Annotated in this window: 15 protein-coding genes; 11 read left to right on the forward strand and 4 right to left on the reverse strand. The window is 62.8% G+C overall.

Features of this window, described 5'->3' with window-relative positions; all coding sequences use genetic code 11:
- Window positions 1-90: 90 nt before the first annotated feature.
- The 3 genes from X566_RS15390 to X566_RS15400 all read right to left on the reverse strand — a co-directional run bounded on the left by X566_RS15390 (window position 91) and on the right by X566_RS15400 (window position 4,643).
- The gene (locus tag X566_RS15390; RefSeq protein ID WP_034469073.1) at window positions 91-1,269 is read right to left on the reverse strand and encodes a M20 aminoacylase family protein; all 1,179 of its coding nucleotides are present in this window, start codon (window positions 1,267-1,269) and stop codon (window positions 91-93) included.
- A 74-nt stretch (window positions 1,270-1,343) separates the two neighbouring features.
- Window positions 1,344-2,231 (reverse strand): enoyl-CoA hydratase-related protein, encoded by an 888-nt coding sequence (locus X566_RS15395; RefSeq protein WP_051444227.1) that lies wholly within the window; start codon window positions 2,229-2,231, stop codon window positions 1,344-1,346.
- Window positions 2,232-2,243: 12 nt separating this feature from the next.
- Complete coding sequence (locus tag X566_RS15400; protein WP_034469075.1) at window positions 2,244-4,643, reverse strand: CaiB/BaiF CoA-transferase family protein; 2,400 nt, start codon at window positions 4,641-4,643, stop codon at window positions 2,244-2,246.
- A 328-nt stretch (window positions 4,644-4,971) separates the two neighbouring features.
- On the opposite strand from X566_RS15400, the gene X566_RS15405 reads away from it, so the two are divergent.
- The 4 genes from X566_RS15405 (at window position 4,972) to X566_RS15420 (ending at window position 9,270) form a co-directional block, all read left to right on the forward strand.
- Window positions 4,972-5,793 carry an enoyl-CoA hydratase gene (locus tag X566_RS15405; RefSeq protein WP_034469078.1) on the forward strand — a complete coding sequence of 274 codons (822 nt, stop codon included), beginning with the start codon at window positions 4,972-4,974 and terminating at the stop codon, window positions 5,791-5,793.
- Between the two features lie 232 nt (window positions 5,794-6,025).
- Window positions 6,026-6,505, forward strand: coding sequence for a YaiI/YqxD family protein (locus X566_RS15410; protein WP_034469081.1), 480 nt, complete (start codon window positions 6,026-6,028; stop codon window positions 6,503-6,505).
- A gap of 8 nt (window positions 6,506-6,513) precedes the next feature.
- A complete protein-coding gene (locus X566_RS15415; protein ID WP_034469083.1) occupies window positions 6,514-8,328 on the forward strand; it encodes an ATP-binding cassette domain-containing protein in 1,815 nt (604 codons plus the stop codon).
- A gap of 66 nt (window positions 8,329-8,394) precedes the next feature.
- On the forward strand, window positions 8,395-9,270 hold the full coding sequence (locus X566_RS15420) for a sulfurtransferase (protein WP_034469086.1): 876 nt from the start codon (window positions 8,395-8,397) through the stop codon (window positions 9,268-9,270).
- A 3-nt stretch (window positions 9,271-9,273) separates the two neighbouring features.
- On the opposite strand, the gene X566_RS15425 is transcribed toward X566_RS15420, so the two are convergent.
- Complete coding sequence (locus tag X566_RS15425) at window positions 9,274-10,527, reverse strand: TIGR03862 family flavoprotein (protein ID WP_034469090.1); 1,254 nt, start codon at window positions 10,525-10,527, stop codon at window positions 9,274-9,276.
- A gap of 220 nt (window positions 10,528-10,747) precedes the next feature.
- Between X566_RS15425 and X566_RS15430 the strand changes: the two genes are divergently transcribed.
- From X566_RS15430 to X566_RS15460, 7 genes are all read left to right on the forward strand, one after another.
- Window positions 10,748-11,512 (forward strand): VOC family protein, encoded by a 765-nt coding sequence (locus X566_RS15430; RefSeq protein WP_034469093.1) that lies wholly within the window; start codon window positions 10,748-10,750, stop codon window positions 11,510-11,512.
- Between the two features lie 210 nt (window positions 11,513-11,722).
- Window positions 11,723-12,892: an acetyl-CoA acetyltransferase gene (locus tag X566_RS15435; protein WP_034469095.1), complete on the forward strand. Its 1,170-nt coding sequence runs from the start codon at window positions 11,723-11,725 to the stop codon at window positions 12,890-12,892.
- Window positions 12,893-13,057: 165 nt separating this feature from the next.
- A complete protein-coding gene (locus X566_RS15440) occupies window positions 13,058-14,269 on the forward strand; it encodes a CaiB/BaiF CoA-transferase family protein (protein ID WP_034469098.1) in 1,212 nt (403 codons plus the stop codon).
- A 2-nt stretch (window positions 14,270-14,271) separates the two neighbouring features.
- Window positions 14,272-15,438, forward strand: coding sequence for an acyl-CoA dehydrogenase family protein (locus tag X566_RS15445; RefSeq protein WP_034469101.1), 1,167 nt, complete (start codon window positions 14,272-14,274; stop codon window positions 15,436-15,438).
- A gap of 184 nt (window positions 15,439-15,622) precedes the next feature.
- A complete protein-coding gene (locus X566_RS15450; protein ID WP_034469104.1) occupies window positions 15,623-16,078 on the forward strand; it encodes a MaoC family dehydratase in 456 nt (151 codons plus the stop codon).
- A 6-nt stretch (window positions 16,079-16,084) separates the two neighbouring features.
- On the forward strand, window positions 16,085-16,942 hold the full coding sequence (locus tag X566_RS15455; protein WP_034469106.1) for a CoA ester lyase: 858 nt from the start codon (window positions 16,085-16,087) through the stop codon (window positions 16,940-16,942).
- Between the two features lie 137 nt (window positions 16,943-17,079).
- Window positions 17,080-18,702, forward strand: coding sequence for a GMC family oxidoreductase (locus X566_RS15460; RefSeq protein ID WP_034469733.1), 1,623 nt, complete (start codon window positions 17,080-17,082; stop codon window positions 18,700-18,702).
- The last annotated feature ends 147 nt before the right edge of the window (window positions 18,703-18,849 follow it).

Here is an 18,849-nt window from a genome sequence, read left to right on the forward strand (position 1 = left end):
GCGGTCCCAAATAACAAGGCCCCGGAATCTCCGGGGGCCTTGTTATTTTATACCTGTGGCGCGATATCGTCCGCCCGAACGGACGGACAGTCAGGCCGCGAGCTGGGTCTCCACCAACCTGATCCAGTACGACGTCCCGAACACGATCGCCTCGTCATTGAAATCATAGGCTGGATTGTGCAACCCAGCTGTGTTGCCGTTGCCGATGAAAATGAACGCTCCGGGCTTGGCCTCCAACATATAGGCGAAGTCCTCGGCCCCGAGCATCGGCACCGCGTTGGCGTTGACATTACTGTCGCCAGCGACATCCGCCGCCACCTTCGCAGCGATTGCTGTCTGCGCATCGTGATTGACCAGCACCGGATAACCCCGAGCATAGTCGAGATGGATTGTCGCTCCCGTTAAGGCGGCGACGCCATCCACCACCTCCTTGATCCGCTTGCCAACCAGTTCGCGCACCTTCGGCCGTAATGTCCGAATGGTGCCGCCAAGTTTGGCCGTGTTCGGAATGATGTTGTTGGCGCTGCCAGCGTGAAACTGGCAGATCGAGATCACGGCGGCCTCCAGCGGATCGACGCTGCGCGAGACGATCGTCTGCAACGCCATGACGAGCTGCGCGCCGACCACCACCGGATCGATGGTCTTGTTCGGCTGCGAAGCATGACCGCCTCGTCCCTCGATGGTGATGTTGAGCCGGTCGCCCGACGCCATATACGGCCCTGGCTTGATCGCGAACTTGCCGACCGCAAGCCCGGGCGAGTTGTGCATGCCGTAGACCTGGTCGATGGCAAAACGATCCATCAATCCGTCTCTGATCATGGCCTGAGCGCCGGCCCCGCCCTCCTCCGCCGGCTGGAAGATCACAGCCACCGAGCCCGCGAAGTTACGCGTTTCGGCGAGATAGCGAGCCGCACCAAGCAGCATCGCCGTATGGCCGTCATGACCGCACGCGTGCATCTTGCCGGGATTCTGCGAGCGATATGGCAGCCCGGTGATTTCCTCCAGCGGTAGCGCGTCCATATCGGCCCGCAGGCCCAGGGTCTTCACCTCCTGGCCCTCGGCGGCCGGTTTCCGCCCCTTGATGATCCCGACCACGCCGGTCCGGCCAATCCCGGTCACCACTTCGTCGCAACCGAACGCCTTGAGCTGTTCGGCAACGAGACCCGCAGTGCGGTGGACCTCGTAAAGCAGCTCCGGATTGGCGTGGATGTCTCGCCGCCATGCGACGATATCGGCCTGGAGATCAGCGACGCGATTGACGATGGGCATCCGTGCACCTCATGGCAAACCGTTAGACAAGCAGTTCACCATCAAGTCGCGCGCAAGGAAAGCCCGGTTCGCCTTCAGCCTTCGCCTTCAGATGATTTTTCCTTCTCGCGCTTGTAGCGCTCCAGCGCCACCTGCACCATCGGCATCCGCTTCACGCCCGCATCCCGCGGGTTGGCGACCGCATACCCCGGATCGAGCGTGCCGAGGCGGCGCGTAATGTAGGTCGAATGCGCCGCATGGATGTGTGCGGTGAAACCCTGCGCATCCTGTGCCTGATTGATCGCAAGCTTGGTCATGCGCAGGTCGAAGGGATCGTTCTGCGCAACATCGGCAGCGTAAGCGAGCGTCTCCTCCAGCAGCCGCTCGCGCGGGATCACGCGATTGACGAGACCGAGCTCCTTCGCCTGCTGCGCGTCGATGAAGCGGCTCTGAAACAGCAGTTCCTTCGCCTTCCGCGGATGAATGTCGTAGGGAATCGAGAAGTATTGGAACGCCGAACCGAGGAACAGTGCATCATCGGCCGCAAAAATGATGTCAGCGGTGGACGCCACCATCCAGCCGCCAAAGATGCAATAGCCGTGCACGGCACAGATCATCGGCTTCTGCACATTGCGCCAACGCAAGTGCGTATCGACATAGAGGCGCCACGAGCGCTCGAAGATGCCGCGAGTACCCTCCTCGATCGGATACTGCTTGACGTGCTCCTGCTCCTCAGGCGTGCCAAGGTCGTGGCCGGCCGAAAAGCTCTTGCCCTCCCCGGACAGGACGATCACCCGAACGTCCTTATCATTGCCGGCAAGGTCGATCGCATGATCCACCTCTTCCAGCAAAATCGTGCTCTGCACGTTGACCCGCTCCGGCCGATTGAGGGTAATCCGCGCGATCTTATCGGCGACCTCGTATTTCACGTGCTTGTAGTCGGCGGGTGTCGTCGCGTACTTGATGTGCTGATAGCTGCTCATCGTCGATCCTTGTTAGGCTGGAATGGAGGAGGTCACACCCTCCCGATCGAGTTCATCAACCTCTTGCGGCGAAAGCCCGGCAATATCGATCAGGATCTTCCGGGTATCGGCACCGAGGCATGGCGAGGCCCGATACTGTCCGCCCGGCGTGAGATCAAAACGGAACGGCAGCGTCATGTAGGCATGACGCCCCGCCTCTGGATGGTTCAGCGGAACGAATGCTTTTCGCGCTGCCAGATAGGGACTTTCCATCACGTCTTTCGGCGTGTTGACGGGCGCTCCGCGAATTCCCGCAGCCTGCAATCGATTTGCGATGAGATGCTTGTCATGCTGGCGCGTCCACGCGGTAATCGGCTGGCGGAGCACATCCTGATGCTTCCAGCGCGCCTCGAAGGTCGCAAATCGCCGGTCGGCGGCAAGCGCGGCATTCCCCATGATGACGCAGAAGCGACGCCATTCCTCGTCGGTTGCGATCGCGATCGCAACCCACGCGTCGTCGCCGGCGGCTTGATAGGCATCGTGCGGCGCGGCCCAGCGCACACGATTGCCGTGACGCACCGGATCCTCCTTCGCTGCGATCGCATAGAGCAGCTCCTCGCCGATGAATTGCATCGAGGCTTCGACCTGGGACATCTCGATACATTGCCCCTCGCCGGTCGCCTGCCTGTGCATCAGCGCGGTCAGCACGGCTGCGGCGCCGTTATAACCGCCCATCGGATCCGGATAGACCTGCCCCGTCGTTGTCGGCGCGCCGTCCGGATAGCCAATCATTGCACACATGCCCGCAGCCATCTCCATGGTCGCGCCGTTTGCGGCTGCCTTCGACAGTTCGCCCGAATTGCCGAAGCCCGGCATTTCCACGACGATGATATCCGGCCGCAGCTTGCGCAGCGTGCCATAACCTGCGCCCATCCGATCGAGCGTTCCGGCCGTGAAGTTGCAGATCACGACATCCGACACTGCCGCGAGCTTCTGCATCGCAGCCAGCCCCTTCGCGTGTTTGATGTCGAGCGTAAGCCCGAGCTTGTTATGGTTCTGCGAGTTGAACAACGCCGCCCGGTTATAGGGCCGTGCGCCAGGCTCACCGTCCGGATAACGCTTGGCCTGCACGACCGCGTTGTGCATACGCCAGGTATCGGGACGGGAGGCGGACTCCACCTTGATCACTTCGGCACCGAGGAAAGCCAGAATCCGCCCGGCCATCGGCCCGGCCCATGCGGTGGTGAATTCCAGCACCCGCACGCCGGCAAGCGGTCCATGCCCCGGTTTCACCTCGTGCGGCGGATCAATCACCGCGGCAGATCGATCGCGGAGCAACGAAAACGGCTGCCCGTTATCCGCGCCAAGCTCCGGCGGGCCGCTTTGGACGCGTCGCGGCGTGGCACCGAAGCGATGCGCGGGCCCGAGAATGGGGCGAGCCCCCCACTTCGTCGGTACAGCCTCCCAATAATTACGTTGCTGCAAATGTGGCGTGCCGGACCAGAGTTGAACCGGCGTGTAGGCCTTTGCCGCCGCAATCCGTTCGCGCAGCAGCCGCGCGAGACAATCGTCGCCGGACCATTCCGCAACCCGCTTCTGCACAATCTCGGTCAATGCGGCCCAGTTGTCCTGCCGCTCCTTGCCGCGGGCGAAACGCGGATCGTGCTCGAGCGCAGGCAATTCAAGGGCCCGGCAGAAGCCAGTCCAGAGATGCAGATGCACCCAGGTGCTGACCCAGCCATCGCGGCACTGCACGACCATGAACGGCGAACGCCGCTCGCCACGCGGATCCTGCATGCCGCTGTAGGCGTATTCGAGCGTGGCAGGCGGCGCCATGGCCGCCGTGTTCATGGCGACATCGAGCGCCACCTGCTGTCCGCGACCGATGCGCGGTCGTGCGTAGAGCGCGGCGAGCGCCATGATATACGCACCGACCCCGGCAGCATAATGGGCGCGGTGCCCAGCACCATAGAGGGGCTCGCGATCACCGGCACCGTTGACGTGCATCATGCCGGACAGAGCCTGCACGATCATCTCGCAGCTATGCCAATGCCGGTAAGGACCGTCGGCGCCGAAATCGGATACCAGCGCGACAACGGCGTGCGGATTGGCGCGTTGCAACGCCTCACGATCCGCATCAAGTCCGACCACCGCGAGATCGGCCTGCCGCATCAGAGCCAAAAGTTCGGCTTGCCCCGCCTCGCTCGCACGGTCGACCGTGACCGATCGCTTGCCAAGATTGAGATGGAAGAACAGCAGCGAATCTCCGTCGGTAGGATGAAAGGGAGCGACCCGCCTGATGTCCGATCCTTCAGGAGATTCTACCAAGGTTACATCGGCGCCGAAGTCTGCGAACAGACGGCAGCAATACTGGCCCGCGATGCTTTCGCTCAGATCCAGCACCCGGAAGGCGGCGAGCGCAGCGGCACTCATGATCGCGTCGGCCCATTGCTCACTGGGTTCTCTCCGGGGCGTTTCTTGATTGTCGTCATTGTAGGTCCGCGGATGTAACGGTCAATGTCGCGCTCCGAACGACTGATGTGCATGATGTCTCGCCTCGCGGAGAGGCGGCGGCGCCATCTGCGCCGGTGAAGATGAATAGCCTGACGGCTGGCTAGTCGGGCTCATCCGCACGGGGTCAGCCTGTCCCGGCGCACGTCTCGGCAGTCGCCAAGCGCGACGTTTCCGGCTAAAGTGAGCCGAAACCAGAGCCGCACAGCGGAACAATCGCAAGAACACGCAAACTCGGAAGGACCGCCCTATGAACGTCGCCGCCAATCAGTCCGCCAAGCAATATGCGGACGGCAAGATCCTGCAGAGCGTGTCGAACGGCGTGGGCATATTGACATTCAACGCGCCCGAGAAGCGCAACGCCATGTCGCTGGAGATGTGGGAGGGCGCCGCCGACGCGCTGATCGAGATGCGCGACGACCCTAACGTGCGTGTCGTGGTGCTGGTGGGCGCGGGCGGCAAGGCATTCGTATCCGGCGCAGACATCAGCCAGTTCGAGAAGAACCGCAACAATGCTGCGGCATCCGAAGAATACGCCAAGCGCAGCGGACGACCGCGCGAACTGCTCGTCAGCTATCCGAAGCCGACCATCGCCTGCATCCAGGGCTTCTGCATGGGCGGCGGCCTGGCGCTTGCCATGTGCGCCGATATGCGCTTCGCAGGCGAAGGCAGCCAATTCGGCGTGCCGGCGGCCAAGCTCGGCATCGCTTATGGCTACGAAGGCCTGAACCACCTCGTGTCGCTGGTCGGGCCCTCCTGGGCACGGCTGATCATGTACACCGGCATGCGCATCGACGCGACGGAAGCGGTGCGGATCGGTCTGATCGATCGTTTGCATCCCGCGGATGTGCTGTGGGAATCGACGATGGATATCGCCAAGCAAATTGCCGAAAATGCACCGCTGGCAATCCAGGCGGCGAAAATCACCATTGCCGAGATCCTGAAGGATCCGGACAAGCGCGACATGAAGGCCATCGCTGACATCGGTACCAAGTGCATGGACTCTGAGGACTTCAAGGAGGGGCGCACCGCGTTCATGGCCAAGCGCAAACCGGTGTTCAAAGGGAAGTAGTCCTCAAACACGGCGTCATCCGGGCGCAAGATAAATCACAGACGCAGGGCGCATAGATTCCGAGTCCGCGCCAGATTGGCGCGCCCCGGAACGGCAATCGCATGTCTGGCACCGTCCCCGCGCACCACATTGGTTTGCCCGCAGCTACCGAAATGGTGTATCGCGGCGGGAAAGCATGACACCGAAAGATGGAACCGATTTCGGGCCATGTCATGCGGACTCAATCAAGCCAATGACCCAATCTACGAGTTCCATCCGCATCCTGGTCGATGCCGACGCCTGTCCGGTGAAGGAGGAGATCTACAAGGTTGCCGCCCGCCATAAGCTGCCCGTGACTATTGTCGCAGGCGGATTCATTCGCGTGCCGCAAGACCCGATGATTGAACGGATCGCAGCCGGCCCCGGCATGGACGCCGCGGACGACTGGATCGCTGAACGAGCCGACCCACGCAGCATCGTCATCACCGCCGATATCCCGCTCGCCAGCCGCTGCGTGAAGGCAGGCGCCGCCGTCATGGCACCGAACGGCAAGCCGTTCACCGAGCAATCGATCGGCATGACCCTTGCGATACGCAACCTGATGCACGATCTAAGATCGAGCGGCGACATCACCGGCGGTCCGGCCCCGTTCAAGCCGTCTGACCGCTCAGCCTTTCTCTCCGCGCTCGACACGGCAATCCGGCGTCTGCAGCGCGCTCACCAAACCTCATAAAGACGGCGATGGCTCCTCCTCTCATCCAGCTGAAAGAGATCGCGCTGACCTTCGGCGGCACGCCATTGCTGACGTCGGCCGAGCTCACCGTAGCACCGGGCGAGCGTGTCTGCCTTGTCGGCCGCAACGGCTCCGGCAAATCAACGCTGCTGAAGATCGCCGCCGGTGCCGTCGAGGCCGATCGCGGCACCCGCTTCATCGAACCCGGCGCGACCGTCCGCTACCTGGCGCAAGAGCCTGACTTTGGCGATGCCAAGACGGCGCTCGCCTATGTCGAGGCCGGCCTTGGCCCGACCGACGATCACTACGCAGCGCGCTACCTGCTCGAGCAGCTCGGTCTTAGCGGCGACGAAGACCCAGCACATCTGTCCGGCGGTGAAGCGCGCCGCGCGGCGCTGGCCCATGTGCTCGCGCCCTCACCCGATATCCTGCTGCTGGACGAGCCGACCAATCACCTCGACCTGCCCACCATCGAATGGCTGGAACGCGAGCTCGACAGTCGCAACTCGGCGCTGGTCATCATCAGCCACGATCGCCGCTTTCTCTCGAATCTCTCGCGCAGCACGGTCTGGCTCGATCGTGGCGAGACGCGACGGATCGAGCGGGGATTCGCCGGCTTCGAAGCGTGGCGCGACGAACTGCTGGCGGAGGAGGAACGCAACCAGCATAAACTCGACCGCAAGATCGTCATGGAGGAGCACTGGCTGCGCTACGGCGTCTCCGGACGGCGCAAGCGCAATGTCAAGCGGCTCGCCAACCTGCAGGCGCTGCGCGAGGCACGGCGCACCTATAAGGGCGTCGCAGGCAAGGCGAGCCTCGAGGCTGCAGCGGCTGATAAGTCCGGCGCGATGGTGCTGGAAGCCAGGAATCTGAGCATCGCCTTCGACGGTCGCCCGATCGTCACCGACTTCTCCACCCGCATCCAACGTGGCGATCGTATCGGCATCGTCGGCCCCAACGGGTCCGGCAAGACCACGCTGGTTAGTCTGCTCACCGGCGCGCTGCCCCCGGATTCAGGCGCGCTGCGCCTCGGCGTCAATCTCGAGATGGTGACGCTCGACCAGCATCGCGAAAGTCTCGATCCGGAATCGACGCTCGCCGAAGCGTTGACCGGCGGCCGCGGCGATACAGTGATGATCGGCGACAAACCGAAGCATGTGGTGAGCTACATGCAAGACTTCCTGTTTGCGAAAGAGCAAATGCGTACACCTCTCCGCGTGCTGTCGGGCGGCGAGCGCGGCCGGCTGATGCTGGCGCGTGCGTTGGCGAAGCCGTCCAACGTACTGGTGCTCGACGAACCGACCAACGACCTCGATCTCGAAACCCTCGATGTACTGGAGGAGATGCTCGGCGATTATCAGGGCACGGTGATCCTGATCAGCCATGATCGCGACTTCCTCGACCGGGTGGTGAACGCGGTGATCGTGCCGGAAGGCCACGGCAGGTGGGTCGAGTACGCCGGCGGCTACAGCGATATGTTGACCCAGCGCGGCGCCGACGTGGTGCGCGCGGCACCAAAGGCGTCTGCAGCGAAGGGGAAGAGCGAGGACAAGCCAGCGGCAGCCGCATCGCCGGCACGCACGCAGAAGCTGTCGTTCAAGGATAAGCATGCACTGGAGACGCTTCCAGCGATCATCGAGGCATTGCATGCAGAGATCGCCGCACACCAGAAGCTGCTTGATGATCCCCAGCTTTACGCCAAGGATCGTAAGCGCTTCGATACGGTGTCGGCCGCACTGGTCGCCGCACAAACCAAGCTGAGCGAAGCGGAGGAGCGCTGGCTGGAACTGGAGATGCTGCGGGAAGAGATCGAGCGAAGCTGAGGCAGCTTGACCGATTGCGCATAGGCTCCTCTCAAGCCACAATGCTTTCTCCTCAAGGAGGCCGACATGCGCGATCCGAACGCCCTGATCACGACCGAACAGCTCGCAGCGGCCATCAGTGATCCCGCCCTGCGCATTTTCGACTGCACCACCTATCTCGAACCGGCCCCGCCCGGCGTGAATAATCCGTATATCGCCGTGCCCGGCCGCAAGACGTTCGAGGCCGCGCATATTCCCGGCGCCGATTTCCTCGATCTGCAGGGCGAATTCTCCGCGACCGACACCAAGCTACGCTTCATGATGCCGTCGGCGGACGTCCTCGCCGCCGCCTTCGGCCGCCATGGCGTCGGCGCGGAGAGCCGCGTCGTGCTCTACAGCATCGGCTCGATGATGTGGGCCACCCGGTTCTGGTGGATGCTGCGCGCGCTCGGTTTCGACAACGCGGCCGTGCTGGATGGCGGCTTCGACAAGTGGACCGCCGAAGGACGGCCGACCGAGAGCGGGCCGCCGAAGGGCCATCCACCGGCAACCCTCACGCCCAGACCGCGCGTAGGAATCTTCGTCGACAGAACGAAGGTGCAGGATGCCATCGGCAAGCCAAATAGCGTCACCATCAATGCGCTATCTCCGACGTTCCACAAGGGCGTGGAGCCGAGCCGCTATGGCCGCCCTGGCCGGATTCCCGGCAGCGTCAATGTGCCAGCGGCGACACTCGCCGACCCGGCGACGAAGGCCTTCGTGCCCCTTGCCGACGCCGAAGCCAAGTTCAACGCTCAGGGTGTGACCCGGGACAAATCCGTAATCGCGTATTGCGGCGGCGGCATCGCCGCCAGCCTTGACCTGTTCGTGCTGCATCAGCTCGGCTACGACAAGCTGACCCTCTACGACGCTTCGATGAGCGAGTGGGCGCAGGATCCGTCGCTACCGGTCGAGACAGGCTAACTGTCAACGGCGATCGCGCTGGCGCAGCCATGCCAGTGCGCCCTCGCCGGCGGCAACGCCAGTGGCGAAGCACGCTTGCAACAGATAGCCTCCGGTCGGCGCCTCCCAATCAAGCATTTCGCCCGCCAGAAACACACCCCGCCGCTGCTTCAGCATGAAGGCATTATCGAGCGACGTGAAGCTGACTCCGCCGGCCGACGAGATCGCACGACCAATCGGCGCAATGCCAAGCAGCCGAACCGGCACTTGGTTGATCAGCACCGCCAATTCACGCGGCGTGAGCGCCGCCAACGCAGAGCCTGATCCCGCAGCCGCTTCCTGTAACAAGCCGATCGCGACCGGCGAGAGGTTCAGCGCTTTGCGCAAGTACGTCGAGAGCGATTGCTTCCCACGCGGTTTCGCCAGCCGTTTCTCGATATCACTGATGTCGAGTCCGGGGCGCAATGCGACATGCACCGTTGCCTCGCCTCTGTCGGCCACGGCCTCACGCAATACGGAGGACAGTGCGTAGATCGCCCCGCCCTCGAGGCCATTGGCATCGATCATTGCCTCGCCGCGCACGCTGCGACCGCCGAATGTCAGCGCAATCGACTTCACCGGCTGGCCCGCGAAGCGCGACCGGAATTGCTCCGACCAGTCCACCAAAAAACCGCTGTTGGACGGTGCAAATGGCACGATCCGCGCACCAGTGAGCCAATCCGTCCACTCGCCATCGGAACCAAGCTGTGGCCAGCTCGCACCGCCGAGCGCAAGCACGGTGGCATCGTGCTGCACGGCTATCTCCCCCTCGGGCGTCTCGAATATGAGCGGCGCCACCCCATCGTCGCGCTGGCTACGCCAACCTCGCCAGCGATGCTTCAGTTTCAAGCTCACGCCCGCAGCGCCGAGGCGATGCAACCACGCGCGCAGCAGCGGCGAGGCCTTCATCGCCTTCGGAAACACGCGGCCGGAGGAGCCGACAAAGGTCTCTGCGCCCAACCCATCGGCCCAGTTGCGCAACGCCTGTGGTGGGAACCTTGCCAAGGCCGGATGCAGGACGTCGCTGCGCGCGCCGTAGCGGGTCGTGAAGGTCTCGAACGGCTCACTGTGCGTCAGGTTCAGCCCGCCGCGCCCCGCCAGCAGAAACTTGCGCGCCACCGACGGCATCCGCTCGTAGACGGTGACGGCTATGCCTGCGCGCGCGAGCACATCCGCCGCCATCAATCCGGCTGGGCCGGCGCCGATCACCGCGGTTGTCTGTTGCACCGTCTTTGCCATTGTCCTTGACAGAAGTTGAGAGTGTGGCGTGCCGCGGGCATGACGGTGTATTTCAAAGCACCGCGCAGAATGTCAAATAGCTTCACGCCCTTCGACACGTCCGTCTTCGTCTGATACGTTTTAAGCCGTTGCAAGCAATAATGGGCATCCCGATAACGGGGACGGTTTTCAAATCAGATTTTGCCACAGACACTTGGAAACGCACCAACAAGGAGCCGTCATGGCCGACTACCTGCGCCTGCGTCAAATCTGCCTCGCCGCCCCTAAACTCGACCGTCTGGTGGACGACCTGCAGGAAATCTTCGACATCAAAGTCTGCTATCGTGATCCGAACGTCGCCAAGTATGGATTGCAGAACGCATTGTTCGTGATCGGCGACGGTTTCCTCGAGATCGTCTCGCCGACCGAGCCGAATACTGCAGGTGGCCGCTTCATCGAGCGCACCAAGGGACATGGCGGCTACATGGCGATCTTTCAAGCGAACGACGTACGGCGCCGGCAAAAACATGCGGAGACGATCGGGGTCCGTGTCGCCCATGTAATCGACCGCGACGCCTATCAGAACGTGCAACTGCACCCGCGCGACTGCCGCGCAGCCTTCATCGAGTTCGGCCACTCCGTCGGCGGCGACGAGCGCAGCGGAACGTGGACACCCGCCGGCGAGAACTGGAAATCATTCATCAGCACCGGCCAGACCAAACGCATGCTCGGCATCGAGATCGAAAGCCCGAATCCGAACGATCTCGCCGCGCATTGGTCGAAGATCATCGAAACGCCGCTGGTGAAGGATAAGGACGGCAATCCGCAACTCACATTCGAGGACGGCACCATCCGTTTCGTCAAAGGTGAGAATGAATGCCTCGGCGCACTGGCGGTGGAGGTGACGGATGTGGCCGCAACGCTGTCGCGGGCGGTGAGCTGCGGCTATCGCGTGGAGCGGGATACATTCCACCTCGGCGGGGTCAATTTCCGCGTCCGCGGCTAGCTCGGACACCGCCCTCCCGCAAGCGGGAGGGCATTCGCATATGCGTCTGCCAACCGTTCCGCAAACACGGGTCCGACCTGCCCGAACCGCATTGGCAAGGTGAGTGCAACTCATTAGATTTGGGGCGACTCCCTTCTCGGGCTGGCCTCCGAAAGGCTGGTTCCTTTCGGCTCGTTCAGCCCGACCAACCCCGTCAGCCGGAGACGTCTCATGAGCGCCAGCATTGTCGGATGGGCCCACACCCCGTTCGGAAAGTTCGATAACGAAACCGTTGAAAGCTTGGTGGTTCGGGCCGCTACCGACGCGATGGCCGACGCTGGCGTCGGCCCGGCCGACATCGACGAGATCGTGCTCGGCCATTTCAATGCCGGCTTCTCGCCGCAGGACTTCACCGCCTCGCTGGTGCTGCAGGCAGACCCTGCCCTGCGCTTCAAGCCCGCGACCCGCGTCGAAAACGCCTGTGCGACCGGCTCGGCGGCGGTGCATCAGGCGATCAAGAGCATCAAGGCCGGCACGGCGCGCACGGTGCTTGTTGTCGGCGTCGAGCAGATGACCCGCACGCCCGGCCCAGAGATCGGCAAGTACCTGCTGCGCGCCTCCTACCTGCCGGAAGACAGCGAAACGCCTGCAGGTTTCGCCGGCGTGTTCGGCAAGATCGCCGACGGCTATTTCCAGCGCTACGGCGACCAGTCCGATGCCCTCGCCCTGATTGCTGCCAAGAACCACAAGAACGGCGTCTTGAACCCCTACGCACAGATGCGGAAGGATTTCGGCTTCGAGTTCTGTCGCGCCGAGAGCGACAAGAATCCCTTCGTCGCCGGCCCGCTGAAGCGCACCGACTGCTCGCTGGTCTCGGACGGAGCGGCCGCCCTCGTCATCACCAGTGACGAAACCGCCAAGTCGATGAAGAAGGCGATCAACATCCGTGCGACCGGCCATGCGCAGGACTTCCTGCCGATGTCCAAGCGTGACATCCTGAACTTTGAGGGTTGCAGCGTTGCCTGGCAGCGCGCCCTGGAAGCGGCCGGCGTGACGCTCTCCGACCTCTCCTTCGTAGAGACCCACGACTGCTTCACCATCGCCGAGCTGATCGAGTACGAAGCCATGGGCCTGACCCCGAAAGGCCAAGGCGCACGCGCGATCAAGGAAGGCTGGACACACATCGGCGGCAAGCTGCCAGTCAATCCATCGGGCGGGCTCAAGGCCAAGGGCCATCCGATTGGGGCCACTGGCGTCTCCATGCATGTGATGACCGCGATGCAGCTCGTCGGCGAAGCGCCGGAAGGCCTGCAGATCAAGGATGCCAAGCTCGGCGGCATCTTCAACATGGGCGGCGCCGCGGTCGCCAACTACGTCTCGATCCTCGAGCCGGCGAAGTAATTCGCTGGCTTCCGTCATTCCGGGGCGCGAGTGAGTCTGGAATTCTTCACCGCAGGACGTGCGGATTCCGGAGGGCCGCAACGCGGCTTCCGGAATGACGACGTTATAGGCGCTTCGATCTAACCAAGAGACGCTTTCTTAGCGGACAATCAGAAAAGGTGAGGAATGGGACCGTTGCAGGGCATCAAGATCATCGACATGACGTCGGTCTTGATGGGGCCTTATGCTACGCAGACGCTCGGCGACTATGGCGCCGACGTCATCAAGGTTGAATCGCCGGAAGGCGACATCACGCGCCAGATCGGCCCTGCCCGCAACCCCGACATGGGGCCGGTGTACCTCAACTGCAATCGCAGCAAGCGCTCGATCATTCTCGACTTGAAGAGCGAGACCGGCCGCAGCGCGCTGCTGCGGCTGATCGAGACCGCCGACGTATTGGTTTACAATGTGCGGCCGCAGGCAATGGCGCGGTTGAAGCTCGACTACGACACGGTTTCGAAGATCAATCCCCGCATCGTCTATGCCGGCCTGTTCGGCTTCGGGCAGGACGGCCCTTACGCGGCCAAGCCCGCTTATGACGACCTGCTGCAGGGCTCCTCCGGCCTGTCGCATCTGATCGCGATGGCTGGCGACGGCACGCCGCGCTACGTGCCGACTGCGCTGGCCGACCGGGTCGTCGGGCTAATGGCGGTAGGCGCGATCCTCGCCAGCGTCATCCACCGCGACCGCACCGGCAAAGGCCAGCGCGTTGACGTGCCGATGTTCGAGACCATGGCCGGCTTCGTGCTTGGCGATCATCTCGGCGGCCTCACCTACGAGCCGCCGCTCGACAAAGGCGGCTACCCGCGCCACCTCGCCAAGGACCGCCGCCCCTACAAGACCAGCGACGGCTACATCAGCGTCATCGTCTACAACGACAAGCAGTGGAAGAGCTTCTTCGACGCCACCGGTCGCGATGATCTGCGCAACAACCCGATGTTCGCGACCTTCAACGGGCGCCTCGCCCATATCGACACGGTCTACGGCGAACTCGGTCGTATCTTCGAGACCCGCACCACCGCCGAATGGCTTGACCTGCTGGTCAAGGCCGACATCCCGGTGATGCCGGTGCATACGCTCACCAGCATTCTGGACGATCCGCATCTGGTGGCGACCAAGTTCTTCCCCGTGGTCGAGCATCCGAGCGAGGGCAAGATCCGCTCAATGCGCATCCCGGTCACCTGGTCGGATACTCCGGCCGTCCCGCAGCGGCTGGCGCCGCAGCGGAATCAGCACGCCCGGGACATCCTAAAGGAAGCCGGCTTCAGCGACGACGAGATTGCGCAGATCGTCGTCAGAGACGAGCCGACCGAACCGAAACGCGCTGCGCGGAGCTGACGATGGACTTTGCCCTCACCGAAAACCAGGAAACCATTCGCGATGCGATCGCCCAGCTCTGCCGCGACTTCGACGACGCTTACTGGCTGAAGAAAGACAAGGAAGGCGGTTTCCCGCACGAGCTGCACAAGGCGATGGCCGACGGCGGCTGGCTCGGCATCTGCATTCCCGAAGCCTATGGCGGCTCCGGTCTCGGCATCACCGAAGCTGCGATTATCATGCGCACGATCGCCGAATCCGGCGCCGGCATGTCCGGCGCCTCGGCAATTCACATGAACATCTTTGGGCTCAATCCGGTCGTCGTGTTCGGCACCGACGAACAACGCAAGCGTATGCTGCCGCCGATGGTGGAAGGCAAGCAGAAGGCCTGCTTCGCGGTGACGGAGCCGAACACTGGCCTCAATACTACCCAACTCAAGCTGCGTGCCGAACGCAAGGGCGACCGCTACGTCGTCAATGGCCAGAAGGTGTGGATCTCGACCGCGCAGGTCGCCGACAAGATGCTGCTGCTTGCCCGCACCACGCCGCTCGAAGAGATCAAAAATCCGACCAACGGCCTCAGCCTGTTCTACACCGACTTCGATCGCAAGCGCGTCCACACTCGCGAAATCGAGAAGATGGGCCGCAAGGCTGTGGATTCAAACGAGCTGTTCTTCGAAAATTTCGACATCCCGGTCGAAGATCGCATCGGCGAGGAAGGTCGCGGCTTCGAATACATCCTGCACGGCATGAACCCGGAGCGCATCCTGATCGCCTCGGAAGCGGTCGGGCTCGGTATGGTTGCGCTCAACCGCGCCAGTGACTATGCGAAGAATCGCATCGTCTTCAATCGGCAGATCGGCAAGAACCAGGGCATTCAGCATCCGCTGGCGAAGAACTGGATGGAGCTGGAGGCGGCGTGGCTGATGTGCATGTCAGCCGCCTGGCAGTACGACAAGAACATGTCGTGTGGTGCAGCGGCTAATGCGGCGAAGTATCTGGCGGCGGAAGCCGGTTTCCGTGCTTGCGAGCAGGCGGTCATGACCCATGGCGGCTTCGGTTACGCCCGCGAATATCACGTCGAGCGATACTTCCGTGAAAGCCTGATCCCGCGCATCGCACCGATCAGCCCGCAACTGATCCTGAGCTTCATTGCCGAGAAGGTTCTCGGCATGCCGAAATCCTATTGAAATTCGGATCCGGTTGAGGCAACGGCTTCGAGCTGGCGACTATCCCGGGCCAGATATCGTCATTGCGGGCCCCAGGTCTCCATATCCCGCGACCGCTATGGATTCCGGGAGCCCGCGCTTTGCTCGCACCTGGGAATGACGATAGAAAGACCATCAGGCAAAACAACACTGAGCGGAGCGAGCGATGCCAGGGCTTTACTTCGAGGAATTCTACGTCGGCCAGGAGTTTCACCATGCGTTCAGCCGCACGGTAACAGAAGCGGACAACACCGCGTTCAGCCTCATGACCCTGAACCCGCAGCCGCTGCACATCGACGCGCATTTCTCGGAAGGGACCGAGTTCGGCCAACGGCTGTTCAACAGCATCTACACGCTGGGCATCATGATCGGCATGAGCGTGTACGACACCACCCTTGGCACCACGATCGGCAATCTGGGCATGACCGATGTCCGCTTCCCGAAGCCGGTGTTCCATGGCGATACGCTGAAGGCGCACACCAAGATCATTTCCGTACGCCAGAGCAAGTCGCGCCCCAATCAGGGCATCGTCGAGTTCGAGCATACGGCCACCAATCAGCGAGGCGAAGTGGTGGCGATCTGTCGCCGCACCGGCCTGATGCACTGCAAGCCGAAGGCATAAACAACGATGCGCACCTTCCTGTTTGTCCCCGGTGATAGCACCCGCAAGTTCGAAAGCGCCCGCAAAACCAACGCCGACGCATTGATCCTCGATCTTGAGGATTCGGTCGCGCCGGACCAGAAGGCGGGCGCACGCGGCATCGTGCGTGACATGCTGAAGGCGGGCATTGGCGGCAAACAGAAGCTCTATGTCCGCGTCAACGCGCTCGACACTGGACTGACGCTGGATGATTTGGCCGCAATCGTGCCAGGCAAGCCGGACGGCATCGTCTTGCCGAAATGCGAGGGCGGCGCCGACATCGACAAGCTGTCGCTCTACCTCGATGCGTTCGAAGCCGCGAACGGCCTCCCGAACGGCCACATTCGCATCGTGCCGGTGGCAAGCGAAACCGCCATGGCGGTGCTGAAGCTCGACACCTTCGCCGGCTGCAGCAAGCGGCTCTGGGGGATGATGTGGGGCGGCGAGGATTTAGCCGCCTCGCTCGGCGCCACACGCAACCGCACCAATGGCAAGTTCCACTCGCCTTACCTGCTGGCGCGTGACCTCTGTCTGATTGGCGCAGCCGCTGCCGGCGTCGTGCCGATCGACACGATCTATGCAGACATCGAGGATCTGGAGGGTTTGCGCGAGGAAGCGATCGCCGCCCGTCGCGACGGCTTCCTATCGAAGGCCATCATCCATCCAAAGCATGTGGACGTGGTGAATGCCGCCTTCACGCCGACCGAGGAGGAGGTCGCGCATGCCAAGGCCATCGTCGAGGCGTTCGCGAAGGATCCGACCGCAGGTGTGGTGAGAATCGACGGCAAGATGATCGACAAGCCGCACCTGCGCGCCGCGCAGAAAATTCTTGGCATCACGAACTAACAGTGACGGCCTCGCCTTGAGAAGGCCGCACGGCGGCCGTTTCACAAGATGAGATATAACGGAGCCTCATGGTTCGAGATGCTGCTTCGCGCTCACCATGAGGAGCTGATGAAAAGAGAACCTGATCAATGACGACGATGACCGCCTCTGCCCTCGACGGTGACTACGACTACATCGTCGTTGGTGCCGGCACGGCGGGCTGCATTCTCGCCAACCGTCTCTCCGCTGATCCGTCAAAGCGCGTGCTGTTGCTGGAAGCTGGCGGACGCGACAACTGGATCTGGTTCCACATTCCAGTCGGCTATCTGTTCGCGATCGGCAATCCACGCTCGGACTGGATGTTCAAGACCGAGGCGGAGCCCGGCCTGAATGGTCGAGCGCTCGCCTATCCACGCGGCAAGGTGATCGGCGGCTCGTCGGCGATCAACGCCATGATCTCGATGCGCGGCCAAGCGGCGGACTACGATCACTGGCGGCAATTGGGGCTCACCGGCTGGGGTTGGGATGACGTACGCCCGGTGTTCCGGCGGCTAGAGGACCATTTCCTCGGCGAAAGCGAACATCACGGGATTGGAGGCGGCTGGCGGATCGAGGCCCCGCGCCTGTCCTGGACGGTGCTGGACGCGGTCGGCGAAGCGGCGCGCGAGATGGGCATCCCCGCGCGTCCCGACTTTAACACCGGGGACAATGAAGGCTTCGGCTACTTCCATGTCAACCAGAAGCGTGGGCGCCGCTGGTCGTCTGCGCGCGGCTTCTTGAAACCGGCACTGCATCGTCCGAATCTGCGCCTGATCACCGGCGTTGTCGTCGATCGGCTGACGATCGAGCAAGGCCGCGCCACCGGCGTACACTTCCGCCTCGGCAATGAGGTGAAGCAGGCGCGTGCCCGACGTGAGGTGATCCTCGCGGCCGGCTCGATCGGCTCGATTCAGATCCTGCAGCGGTCCGGGATCGGCCCTGGCGAATGGCTGAGCCCGCTCGGCATCGACGTGGTGCTGGATCGGCCGGGTGTCGGCCGTAACCTGCAGGATCATCTGCAGCAGCGCGCGATCTACAAGGTGAGTGGCGTCCGTACCTTGAACGAGACCTACCACTCACTGTTCAGGCGTGGGCTCATGGGTCTCGACTACGCGTTTCGCCGCCGCGGACCCCTGACCATGGCGCCCTCCCAGCTCGGAATCTTCACCCGCTCGGATACACGCCAGGAGCGTGCCAACATTCAATTCCACATCCAGCCGCTGTCGCTCGACAAGTTCGGCGACCCGCTGCACACTTTCCCTGCGATCACGGCCAGTGCCTGCAATCTGCGTCCGACCTCGCGCGGTACGATCAAGCTGCGCAGCGCCGAGATCGACGCGGCGCCGATCATCGCGCCGAACTATCTGGCCACGGACGAGGACAGGCAGGTCGCCGCAGACGCAATCCGCGTCACCCGCAAACTGATGAAGCAACAGGCGCTGGCGAAGTACCACCCGGAAGAATTTCTGCCGGGTCCGGCGGTCGGCGATGAGGATGCAGCGCTGGCAAAAGCCGCCGGCGACATCGGCACGACGATCTTCCACCCCGTCGGCACGGCGAAAATGGGCGCTGTCACAGACCCCAGCGCTGTCGTAGACGAACGTCTGCGCGTGCATTTCCTGAACGGCCTGCGGGTCGTCGACGCCTCAGTGATGCCGACGATCACCTCCGGCAACACCAACACGCCCACCGCGATGATTGCCGAAAAGGGATCGGCGATGGTCCTAGAGGATGCGCGGTGAGAGTCTTAGCGCACTTCAATCCTGCTCGAGAAAGCGGCGTTGATCTCATGATAGGACGCACGACGATGCGCATTTCTCCCTCTTCCCGCTCGCGCGGAGAGGGAGAAATGGCGCTGCACTGAACACGCCCTCACCCGGAGACTTCGC

This window comes from Afipia sp. P52-10, assembly GCF_000516555.1.
Taxonomy (GTDB): domain Bacteria; phylum Pseudomonadota; class Alphaproteobacteria; order Rhizobiales; family Xanthobacteraceae; genus P52-10.